The organism is Aminobacterium sp. UBA4834 (genome assembly GCF_002400205.1).
In the GTDB taxonomy this organism is placed as follows: Bacteria; Synergistota; Synergistia; order Synergistales; family Aminobacteriaceae; genus Aminobacterium; species Aminobacterium mobile.
In genome coordinates this window covers 1-12,340 of record NZ_DHFC01000007.1, presented here as the reverse complement: position 1 = coordinate 12,340, position 12,340 = coordinate 1, and the positions used below count along the sequence as shown (strand labels likewise).

The following is a 12,340-nucleotide window of genomic DNA, read 5'->3' as shown; positions in this document are numbered from 1 at the left end:
CGCTAGATTCAGGTTCTAGTGGGCGCAAGCCTGTCGGGGTTCGAGTCCCCGCCTCGGCACCATATTTTTTAAAGACTTGCATTAAAAGCCTTATAGCGTATATAATAAGGGGCTGCGTTGTGTCGTTGACACAACGCACCCTTTTTGTTATCTTTGTTCTTCGTTAACATATTTTCCCCCATATCTTTTACAGGGAGGTCATTAGGCGCATGGCCGAGTTTGTTCCCGTGGGCAGAATGCGGCAGAGGTTGACTTTCGGTCGTGCCAGGGATCTTGTAGAGATACCTGACATGATAGAAGTCCAACACAATTCTTATGACTGGTTTTACCAGAGGGATTGTGATCCGGACTCCAGAAAGTTGCAAGGACTGGAAGAACTTTTGAATGAAGTTTTTCCTATTGAGAGTTATGACGGGGCTTTCGCTCTCGAGTTTATTCATTATTTCATTGATGTCCCTTCGGGAGATGAGGAAGAAGCTCGTCAAAGAGACCTCACGTGGTCCCAGCCCATACGTGCTACTATTCGCTTAGTTAATAGGAAAACCAAGGAGATTAAAGAAGAAGAAATATTCCTTGGTGATTTCCCTATTATGACGAAACGTGGCACCTTTATCATTAATGGGACGGAGCGAGTGGTGGTTAATCAACTTGCACGTTCAGCTGGTGTTTATTTTCATAAGGAAGAGCAGATCCCTGGGCAGGAATCCTATTCAGCGAAGATTATTCCTGACAGAGGAGCATGGCTTGAGTTTAATCTCAGCCCAGGAGATGTGTTGTCTGTCAATATCGATAACAGGAAAAAACTTCCTGCTACTATTTTATTGAAAGCTTTTGGTGTTTCAAACAATCAGGAAATTCTCGATATGTTTGGCGCCGAAGCTGAAGAGATTGACCTGACAGAAGAGGAAACGAAAGGTCGTCTTGTGGCAGAAACTGTTCTTGATGGCGATGGAAATGAGATAGTGGCAAAGAATAGCCGGCTCACCAAAGAGCATGTTGAAAAACTTTGGGATCTTGGCCGCACCAAGATACATGTTTGGGCGGTGGATCCGGCTATTGCTGCAACGTTGGAGCGAGATAGCACGTCCAATAGTGATGAGGCTGTGTTAGAAATGTTCCGTCGTCTTCGACCCAACGAGCCGGCACGAGTGGAAAATGCTAGAGAATATGTCTACAGTCTTTTCTTCGATACAAGACGTTATAACTTGGGGAGAGTGGGCCGGTATAAGATGAATAGACGGCTTGACCTCAATATCCCTGAAGATAATCGTCTTTTGACTTTGGAAGATTTGCGTAAAATTATTCAAGGGGTAATCAACCTTCGAAATCCGGAAGTTAGTGATGATGATATTGACCATCTTGGCAACCGCCGAGTCCGTTCAGTGGGAGAATTGCTTCAGAACCAGATTCGTATCGGTTTGCTTCGCATGGAAAGAATAGCTAAAGAGAGGATGACGACTATTCCAGATCTCGAAGCGGCCATGGCTCGAGACCTTATCAACGTTCGTCCTATTGCTGCGGCAATTCGAGAATTTTTTGGTTCTGGCCAGCTTTCTCAATTTATGGATCAGACTAACCCCTTGGCAGAGGTCACCCATCGTCGTCGTCTTTCAGCTCTTGGACCGGGTGGTTTGAGCAGAGAACGAGCCGGATTTGAGGCTCGTGACGTTCATCATACTCACTATGGACGAGTATGTCCTATCGAAACTCCGGAAGGGCCTAATATCGGTCTTGTTACGTCACTTGCAACCTATGCACGTGTAAATGAATACGGCTTCCTCATGACGCCACGCAGAAAAGTAGTGGATGGGAAGGTCATGAATGAGATTGTCTATCTTTCTGCTGATGAAGAAGACGACATGTATATTGGGCGAGCTAATACTTTTATTGACGAGGATGGTTATCTTGAAAAAGAATGCCACACTCGCTATAGAGGTGACATAGAGCTCGTCCCCAGAGAAATGGTAGATTACCTAGACGTGTCTCCCAAGCAGATAGTGTCGGTTTCAACAGCTTTGATACCTTTTCTGGAGCATGATGACGCAAATAGAGCTCTGATGGGATCGAACATGCAACGTCAGGCTGTTCCTTTAATCCAGCCTGAAGCTCCAGTAGTAGGTACTGGAATGGAGCATCGTATTGCTAAAGATTCTGGCTCTTGTGTCGTTACTGATGTAGACGGCGAAGTCGTGTATGTTGATGCAGATAAAGTTGAGATACGGACGAAAAAAGGGCTTCAGATCTACCCCCTAGTGAAGTTCCGTCGTTCGAATCAGGGCACAATTATTCATCAGCGTCCTTCTGTTTACAAAGGCGAAATGGTTAAGAAGGGCGATATTATAGCTGATGGGCAATCGGTAGACAATGGAGAGCTAGCTTTAGGGCGGAATGTTCTTGTAGCATTCCTTCCATGGGAAGGGTACAACTATGAGGATGCTATTCTTTTAAGTGAGCGCTTGGTAAAAGAAGACTTTTATACGTCTATCCATATAGAAGAATATGAAATTGAGGCCCGGGATACCAAATTAGGGCCTGAAGAGATCACTCGCGACATTCCTAACGTAGGCGAAGACATGTTGAAGAACCTTGACGAATACGGCATTGTGCGGGTGGGAGCTGAGGTCAACGCTGGAGATATACTAGTAGGTAAGGTCACGCCTAAGGGTGAATCAGACCAGTCCCCAGAAGAGAAACTGTTGAGGGCTATTTTTGGAGAGAAAGCACGTGAAGTACGCGATACATCGCTAAAAGTTCCTCATGGAGCGAGAGGAAAAATTGTTGCTGTCAAGCGCATGACTCGAGAAAATAACCCAGATGCTTTAAGCCCTGGCGTAAGTGAAGTTGTCAAAATATATGTTGCACAGCTTAGAAAGATTACCGTGGGAGACAAAATGGCTGGTCGCCACGGCAACAAGGGCGTGGTTTCAAAAGTCCTGCCTATAGAGGATATGCCGTATCTTCCCGATGGTACTCCTTGCGATATTGTGCTGAACCCTTTAGGTGTTCCTAGCCGAATGAACCTTGGTCAGGTTTTAGAAACTATCATGGGGTTTGTTGCAGTACATAATGGCTGGCAGGTAGCTACACCTGTCTTTGAGGGCGCTCAGGAAGATGAAATTTTTGAGCAGTTGGAAAAACTGAACAAAGAGAAATATCCTGATCTTACGTCAGACGGAATGATTACCTTGTACGATGGCCGTACGGGAGAACCCATGGAGAAGAAGGTCACCGTAGGGTACATGTATATGCTTAAATTGATTCACCTCGTAGATGATAAGATTCATGCCCGTTCTATAGGGCCTTACAGTTTAATTACACAGCAGCCTCTTGGAGGGAAGGCCCAGTTCGGTGGGCAGCGTTTCGGAGAAATGGAGGTTTGGGCTCTTGAAGGATACGGAGCAGCCCATATCTTACAAGAAATGCTTACTGTGAAATCAGACGACATCAGAGGTCGCTTGAAAACCTATGAAAAAATAGTTAAGGGGCAAAATCTAGCAAGGCCGGGAGTCCCTGAAAGCTTCCGAGTACTTGTAAAAGAGTTGCAAGGACTCGTTCTTGATGTGGAGATAAAGTACAGCGATGGAACGATTGGCGAGCTGGTTATGGATGAAGAAGATGAGGAAGGAGCCAGTCGTCGTAGCGTCGTAGCAGCTCCTGAAGTTAAAGAAAAAGCAGTAGAAAAACCTGTTGAGGAAGAAAATGTAGTGGAAGAGGAACAGAAAGAAATAGAAAATGCGGAAGAACAGGTGATCGAAAACATGCTTTTTGAAGGCGTGTTCGAAGATCGTAACGACGACCCAGAGGGGGCTGAAGAATAGATGAGCCAGAAAGAAATAGTTGGGGTCCGCATTAAGCTGGCTAGCCCGGAACGGATCAGAGAGCTTTCCAGTGGCGAGGTAAAAAAACCTGAGACAATCAACTATCGAACCCTTCGCCCAGAAAAAGATGGACTCTTTTGTGAGCGTATCTTTGGGCCTACCAAAAGCTACGAGTGTGCTTGCGGCAAATATAAGCGAAGCGGGCCTAAGTTCAAGGGGATCGTCTGTGATCGTTGCGGAGTAGAAGTGACCGATAATCGCGTTCGTCGCGAGAGGATGGGCCATATAGAACTGGCTGCACCTGTCGTTCATATTTGGTACCTCAGGGGAATTCCCAGTCGTTTGAGCCTTCTCCTTGGAACGAGCACGAAAGATTTAGAGAAGGTCGTATACTTTGCTCCGACTCGCAAGCGAGAACCAGCTTATAAGATAGTTATGGAGGGCCGGCGTCCGGACTTGGCCAAACGTGGGGATGTCATTGCGGAGAGTGAGGTTAAAATTCACTCTTATTACGATTCCAAGATTAAGGCAGAAGAGGCATATCGAATTGTAAGTGTCGATGATATCCCGGTTAATGTGGGAGATGTCCTTACTGCTCAGCAAGTATCGAGGTATAAGACGGAATATGGTGATAGCCTTTTCAAAGTAGAGCCCGCCTTTGAATTCGTGACAGTGCCAGAAGGGCTGGAATTTACTCCTGGCGATGTGGCTTCTGCGTCTGAGCTGGATCGACTTGAAAAGCTTGGTCTTGAGTTTGAGACCAAGAGAGCCATAGTGAACAATCAGGAAACTTTTGTCGTAACAGCGGCAGCGAAGCTTCCCTTCGCAAAGGGAGATATTGTGTCGTCCACAGAGTTTCAGATGTTCCACGAAAAATATCCTGGTCGTTTCATGGCTCAGGTTGAGACTGTTACCATAGAAGATCCTTGCTATATCGTTATAGATAAGGGGTCCTCTCCTTTTGACCCTGCAGACATTATTATGGAGAGAGAGCAGCACTTATGCGCAGCATATGATAAAAAATTTAATGCAGGCATAGGAGCTGAAGGTGTGAGAAGCCTTCTGAGCAAGATAGACCTCGATTTTCTGTGCGCTACTCTCAGAGAAGACGTTTCGGAGAGCACAGGACAGAAAAAGAGGAAGCTTATTAAAAGATTGCAGGTAGCGGAAGATTTCAGGAGAAGCCATTCCCATGTGGAATCCATGGTCTTAGAGGTATTGCCTGTTATCCCTCCAGATTTGCGACCTATGGTCCAGCTTGATGGTGGTCGATTTGCTACGTCAGATTTGAATGATTTGTATCGCCGAGTCATTAACAGAAATAATCGACTTCGCAAGTTACAAGAGCTACGAGCCCCTGAGATTATCATTCGGAATGAAAAACGAATGCTTCAGGAGTCAGTGGATGCTCTTATAGACAATGGTCGAATGGGGAAGGCAGTTCTTGGCGCAGGGAATAGACCTCTGAAGAGCTTAACGGATCTTTTAAGAGGTAAAAAGGGTCGGTTCCGACAGAACCTTCTCGGTAAGCGAGTCGACTATTCGGGGCGTTCCGTTATTGTTATAGGCCCGCAGCTCAAAATATATCAGTGCGGGTTGCCGAAACAGATGGCTCTCGAGCTCTTTAAGCCTTTTGTAATCAGACAATTGGTCGAGCGAAACCTAGCTCCGAATGTGAAAAGTGCTAAACGATTAATTGAACGAGGAAGAGAGGAAATTTGGGGGATTCTGGAAGAAATTATCAAGGATCATCCCGTACTCTTGAATCGTGCCCCAACACTGCATCGTCTCGGGATTCAGGCCTTTGAGCCTGTGCTGATGGAAGGGAAAGCTATTCGTCTCCATCCTCTTGTCTGCACAGCTTTTAACGCAGACTTTGATGGAGACCAGATGGCTGTCCATGTGCCTCTTTCTCTTGAGGCTCAGGCAGAAGCTCGGCTTCTGATGCTTTCTGCCAACAACTTGCTTTCCCCAGCAAGCGGTCGTCCTATAGTGACGCCTACCCAGGATATTATCCTCGGTATTTACTATCTTACTGATCTGCGAGATGGTTTGAAGGGTGAGGGCGATTATTTCTCTAATATAGAAGATGTTCTTGTCGCATTGAACCATAAAGTAGTTCATCTGAATGCGAAGATTCGGCTAAAGAAAGATCCTGCTTGGAACGTAGAAAGTGAGGATGATCGGTGGATAGAGACTTCACCTGGTCGAGCACTTTTTAATAGCATTCTTCCAGAGAAACTCCGCTTCATGAATAAGCAATTTGGTAAAAAAGCCATAGGAAAGCTTATAGACGAGGCCTACGATGTTATTTCTAGGTCGGAACTCGTTAGAATGCTCGATGGCATTAAATCTTTAGGTTACCATTGGTCTACGGTGAGCGGAATAAGCTTTGGAGTAAAATCCATTATTATTCCGCCGGAGAAAGAGGAAATTACTCGAGAGGCGGCTGAAGAAGACGAGGAATTAATGTCTGAATATGAGATGGGCATTCTGACTCAAGAAGAGTACCTCTTCCGTAAAGAGATACTTTGGTCAGATGCTGCTCGAAGAATCTCTGACAGTATCCTTGACAATATGGCTCACGAGAACCCCATCCGCATGATGGTAGATTCTGGAGCTCGTGGTAGTAAGAGCCAGATGGGACAGATGGCTGGCATACGAGGACTGATGTCTGATCCGTCGGGACGAATTATTGACTATCCTATTACAGCTAACTTCCGTGAGGGTATGAACATGTTGGAGTATTTTATTTCCACTCACGGAGCACGAAAGGGATTGGCTGATACAGCTCTTCGTACGGCAAAGTCTGGATACCTCACACGCAGATTGGTAGATGTAGCTCAGGATATTATAGTAACTGACCATGATTGTGGAACTAATAAGGGTATTGAGATTCATCCTTTGCTCCAAGATGGCAAGGTCATGATTTCTCTTGCTGAGAGAATCATAGGACGAACTGCCCTATATGATATCTATCATCCTGAGACTGGAGAGCTTCTTGTAGAAGCTGGAGAGTTGATTTGGCCTCAGACTGCTGAAACCATAGATAAGCTCGGCATCTCTTCCGTTTGGGTACGAAGTCCCTTAACGTGTACGTTGAAGCGTGGAGTGTGTCAGAAGTGTTATGGAATGGATCTGGCTACACGTTCTGGCGTTGCGGTGGGAGAGGCTGTAGGCGTTGTGGCCGCTCAATCTATAGGAGAACCTGGAACACAGCTTACCATGAGAACCTTCCATACTGGCGGTGTTCGTATGACGGGAGAAGATATTACTCAGGGTCTTCCCAGAATTGAGCAACTCTTTGAAGTTCGTCGACCCAAGAAGGTCGCTTTCCTCGCTGGCGTTGACGGCAGAGTCTCTGAAATTCGTGAGATGGAAGGGAAACGGAAGGTCATTATCACGAGCAATGAGCTAGGGAAGGAAGAAAAGGTTACATATAACATACCTTCATCTCAGCATTTGCTTGTAGAAGAAGGTCAGGAAGTCAATCGTACCGACCATTTAACGGAGGGGAACGTGGATCCTCAGCAACTCTTGGAAGTGGAAGGTATAGAAGCGGTACAGCGCAGTCTTGTTGATGAAATACAAGGTGTTTATCGATCCCAAGGAGTCTCTATCAATAACAAACATATTGAGGTTATATTGAGAAAAGTAGCTCCTGTCAATAGAGTACGAGTTGTTGAAGAGGGAGATACCTCTTTTGTTGCAGGCGATCTCGTATGGGTTGATGATATAGAGCAAGAAAACGAGGCTATTCGCAAAGAGAATGAGAAGAATATTATGGAGGCCACTCGTATCTTCTCAGGAAGAGTTGTAAAAAATATTGTTGCGCAACGAACAAACGACACTATAGCTCAGTATACGAATGCTCCGTTAACAGAGGAAGCGATTCGTACCCTCCTTCGTCCTGGATATCAAATATCTGAAATGAGCCTGGAAGAAGAGGGCGGGCAGGATCTGGTTCTTGTTATAGGGGAAGCTGCTTTCCGTAAGCGGATGGAGGGGCTGGAGTTGATTCGACCCTTCAAGTCTGAAGATGGGAAAGAAATTTTGGCAGGTACTGTTTTGACAGCAGGGCAGCTTGGAATTATTACAGCTGGAGACCCCGTAGCTATTTGCGTCCGAGATAAGGGAGCTATCGAGAAGCTTATCGACGGTGCTTATCTGGCAACAGATATAGTTGTAGATGGCGAAGTTCTTGCTCAGGGTGATCGAGCTTTCGCTCAAGATGTGGCCGATGTCTGCCTTAAATATGACGTACCGTCAATAAAAACATGGCATACAGTAGAGCGCATCTCAGTACTTGACGCTCTACAGGAGCGGTTAATGGATAAAATCTGGGGACGTCCTTTGAGTCAGGCTATTGATTATGAAGGGAATGCACTCTCAGATGTGGCTCAACTCGTAGACGCTCGGATTATTAGAGGGCTGGTAGATGCAGAAATATCTGCAGTGGATCTCGAGGGGGAAATTCTTACTCGAGAAAAAGTATTGCTAGAGCTTCTTAATGACCTTGTCTACGGGAAAGTACTTCTTGAACCTGTCTTTGATAAGAAAGGGCAGCTCGTTATGGACAGTGGTCAGGAAATTAACCGGGCTATGATTGACCTTTTAGTACAATCTGAGGCGGAGGAATTTGTTGTTCGCCCCATCTCTGCTCGTTCTGACGAAAAACGATTGATATGGAATGTTACTTTTGTTCGTAAGCTTAGAGAAGGTCCAAAGTGCAAGCCTTTTGTTCACGGTATTACGAAGGCTGCCTTAGCTACAGATAGTTTCTTGAGTGCCGCTTCCTTCCAGCAGACAGCTCAGGTTTTGGCAGGTGCGGCAGTAAAGGGGGACTTGGATCCTCTGGAAGGACTCAAAGAAAATGTTATCATTGGACATCTGATACCTGCAGGAACAGGGGTAGAATGGTTTAAGGAAGTAGAAGTAGCCCCATTAGGAAAAGAAATAAAAACAGAACAACAAGCTCCGGAAACGGGAGAGTCTGAAGTAAGCCAGAACTCAAAAGAAGCATAATGTAACAGATAAGTGTTCGTTTATACCTTCATAAAAATGTTACATATGCAGTAATATAAGAGCCCGGAGATATTAGTCCTTGACATTACTCCGGGCTCTTTGTTATTATTCCTTGGTGCTTTCTGCACAGGAGGGTTTTTTATGCCTTTAAGCGAGTTGGCTACCAATTTAAGAATTGTGGGCGAACGGGAAGTGCGTAGAACCCTTCAAGCCAGACGCTTGAAAAAGCTTTTCGTTGCGCAAGATGCAGACCTAGGAAGAATAAAAGATATTTTGAAAGACGCAGAAGATCAAGGAATTTCTGTGGAGTGGGTGGAAGAAAAAATTCGGTTAGGTCGTGCATGTGCCATTAGCCGAGGGGCGTCAGTTGCTGGAATTGCCAGTTCTAAAGCAGAAAATTAACTAGAACTGGAAAGCATAAATAGGTGGAAGGAGGGAGTCTTGTGCCAACAATAAATCAGCTAGTTCGTCGTGGGCGTTCGGAAAAGCCAAAGAAGAGTGACTCTCCTGCACTGCAGGGGAATCCTGCTCGGCGTGGAGTTTGCACTCGAGTGTATACTGTTACGCCTAAGAAGCCGAACTCTGCTTTGAGGAAAGTTGCTCGTGTTCGTCTCACAAACGGGATTGAGGTGACGTCCTATATTCCGGGAATTGGGCATAATCTTCAGGAGCACTCCGTAGTCCTTGTTCGTGGAGGTCGAGTGAAGGACCTGCCTGGTGTGCGATATCACATCGTTCGGGGAACGCTTGACTGTGGTGGCGTAGAAAACCGTAAAAGAGGACGTTCTAAGTACGGAGCCAGAAGGCCCAAGTAGTGTACTTAGCTTAGGCTAAGAAAGTAAGGAGGGATTGTCACCATGCCGCGAAAGGGGCATGTTAAGAAGCGCCAAGCACTAGCCGACAGTATGTTTGGAAGTGTTGCTGTAGCGAAGTTTGTAAGTAGTTTGATGAGGGGCGGCAAGAGAAGTGTTGCCGAAAAAACGTTTTATCGAGCCCTTGAAATTGCTGGAGAACGACTAGATGTAGAGCCTTTTGAAGTCTTTCAGAAGGCCATGGATAATGTGAAGCCGCTTGTAGAAGTACGAGCTCGTCGAGTAGGTGGAGCGACCTATCAGGTTCCTGTGGAAGTTCCTGCTGAAAGAGCCGAGGTTTTAGCTACGCGGTGGATCGTTTCTTTTGCTCGTTCTAAAAAAGGGATGCCCATGGCCGAGCGTCTTGCAAGAGAACTCGTTGATGCTTATAAGGGCGAAGGTAGCTCCATTAAGAAAAGAGAAGACACCCATAAAATGGCGGAAGCTAACCGTGCCTTTGCTCATTATCGCTGGTAATGCGCTGCGTCCCGAGTTTGATTAATTTTTTCTAGCTTGGTGGTGAAGTACGTGCAAACAAATATGGAAATGAAAAAAATTAGGAATATCGGAATTGCCGCTCATATTGATGCGGGCAAGACGACGACCACTGAGCGTATCCTGTTCTACACTGGACGTAGCTACAAAATTGGCGAGGTTCATGAAGGTGCTGCCACCATGGACTGGATGGAGCAGGAGCGCGAACGGGGGATTACCATTTCCTCCGCTGCTACAACGTGTACGTGGCGTGATTGTTTTATCAATATAATTGATACGCCCGGCCACGTGGACTTCACTGTTGAAGTGGAGCGCTCGATGCGTGTCCTCGACGGTGCTGTTGCTGTTTTTTGTGCCGTGGGAGGAGTTGAGCCCCAGTCTGAAACGGTGTGGCGTCAGGCTGATAAGTATCATGTTCCACGTATCGCTTTTGTTAATAAAATGGATCGCGTTGGGGCGGATTTTGGACAGGTAGTTAAAGATATCCATGAGCGCCTTGGCGTACGATCCGTTCCTCTTCAGCTTCCTATAGGAGCGGAAGATCGTTTTTCCGGTATTATCGATTTGGTACGGATGAAAGCGGTCTTCTATAGGGATGATATGGGGACAAATCCTGTTATGGGTGACGTCCCTGCCGAGATGTTAGATGAGGCTAAGGCTGCGAGAGATGGAATGATAGAGACTCTGGCAGATTTTGACGAATCTATAATGGAGCTTTATTTGAACGGTCAGGATGTACCTGAAGACCTTATTCGTAAGGCTATTCGAACTAATACCATCGCTCTTAAAATCGTTCCTGTCATGTGTGGTAGTGCCTTCAAGAATAAGGGTGTTCAGCTTCTTCTCGACGCAGTGGTCGATTATTTGCCGAGCCCTATAGATCTTCCTCCAATTAAGGGGTTTGACCCCAAAACAGAAGAGGTTCTTGAAAGGCATAGCGATGTAAACGAGCCCTTGACAGCATTAGCCTTTAAGATTATGGTCGACCCATTTGTAGGAAGGCTTATCTTCACTCGAATTTATTCGGGAAAAATTGAAAAGGGAACGACTATTTATAACCCTGTAACCAAATCCCGTGAGCGTATTGGTAGAATCCTTCGGATGCATGCCAATAAGAGAGAAGAGCTTGACGAAGCATGCGCCGGTATGATTGTTGCTCTGCCAGGATTGAAAGCCACTCGTACGGGAGATACTCTTTGCGACGAGGCTAAGCCTATAGTCCTTGAGTCTCTTCAGTTTCCAGAGCCGGTTATTTCTCTTGCAGTGGAGCCTGAAACCAAAAACGATAAGATCAAACTTACAAAGGGACTTGTTTCTTTGGCTGAAGAAGATCCTACGTTCAGGGTTCGTACCGATGAAGAGACGGGGCAAACTGTTATTTCAGGCATGGGCGAACTCCATCTTGAAATTATTGTCGACCGCCTGAAGAGAGAATTTGGCGTCGATGTTAAGGTTGGTCGGCCTCAGGTTTCCTATCGTGAAGCCATTAAAAAAGCTTCAAGAGCGGAAGGCCGCTTTATTAAGCAGACAGGTGGCCGAGGGCAGTATGGACATGTTGTTTTTGAAATGGAGCCATTGGCAGATGGCAAGGGCTTTGTCTTCGAAGATAAAATTGTCGGTGGAGTTGTTCCTAAGGAATACATATCTGCTGTCCAAAAGGGTCTAGAGGAAGCCGTCAACAACGGTGTTCTTGGTGGATTCCCTGTTATTGGCGTAAAAGTGGCCTTAGTAGACGGAAGTTACCATGAAGTAGACAGCTCTGAAATGGCCTTTAAGATAGCGGCTTCCATGGGTTTCAAAGAAGCTATGAGGAAAGCTGGTCCTGTCCTTATGGAGCCCATTATGTTTGTGGAGGTAGTTACTCCAGAAGATTATGTGGGTGATGTAATAGGGGACATTTCTTCTCGTCGAGGACGTATCGAGGGTATGGAGATGAAAGCGAATGCTAGAGTCATTCGTTCCTACGTTCCTCTTTCTGAGATGTTTGGTTACGCGACAGATCTTCGAAGCAAGACTTCTGGCCGTGCCACTTACTCAATGCAGTTTGATCATTATGAGCAGGTACCCGCAGAGATAGCGGAAAAACTTTTGAAAGCTTAATAAGTCTTTCAGGGAGGGAGCATAAAAAATGGCAAAAGAGAAATTTGAAAG

The 12,340-nt window shown here is 45.9% G+C and carries 6 protein-coding genes; all 6 read left to right on the top strand.

Annotated features, from left to right (window positions below):
• Positions 1-209: 209 nt before the first annotated feature.
• The 6 genes from rpoB to fusA all read left to right on the top strand — a co-directional run bounded on the left by rpoB (position 210) and on the right by fusA (position 12,289).
• Complete coding sequence (gene rpoB, locus B3L97_RS02900; RefSeq protein WP_286933793.1) at positions 210-3,818, top strand: DNA-directed RNA polymerase subunit beta; 3,609 nt, start codon at positions 210-212, stop codon at positions 3,816-3,818.
• Positions 3,819-8,843: a DNA-directed RNA polymerase subunit beta' gene (rpoC, locus tag B3L97_RS02895; RefSeq protein ID WP_286933789.1), complete on the top strand. Its 5,025-nt coding sequence runs from the start codon at positions 3,819-3,821 to the stop codon at positions 8,841-8,843.
• A 141-nt stretch (positions 8,844-8,984) separates the two neighbouring features.
• Positions 8,985-9,245, top strand: coding sequence for an RNA methyltransferase substrate-binding domain-containing protein (locus tag B3L97_RS02890; RefSeq protein WP_286845835.1), 261 nt, complete (start codon positions 8,985-8,987; stop codon positions 9,243-9,245).
• Positions 9,246-9,286: 41 nt separating this feature from the next.
• Positions 9,287-9,658: a 30S ribosomal protein S12 gene (gene rpsL / locus B3L97_RS02885; RefSeq protein ID WP_024822574.1), complete on the top strand. Its 372-nt coding sequence runs from the start codon at positions 9,287-9,289 to the stop codon at positions 9,656-9,658.
• Between the two features lie 42 nt (positions 9,659-9,700).
• The gene (gene rpsG / locus B3L97_RS02880; RefSeq protein ID WP_024822573.1) at positions 9,701-10,171 is read left to right on the top strand and encodes a 30S ribosomal protein S7; all 471 of its coding nucleotides are present in this window, start codon (positions 9,701-9,703) and stop codon (positions 10,169-10,171) included.
• Between the two features lie 63 nt (positions 10,172-10,234).
• Complete coding sequence (gene fusA / locus B3L97_RS02875) at positions 10,235-12,289, top strand: elongation factor G (RefSeq protein WP_286934193.1); 2,055 nt, start codon at positions 10,235-10,237, stop codon at positions 12,287-12,289.
• Positions 12,290-12,340 lie beyond the last annotated feature (51 nt).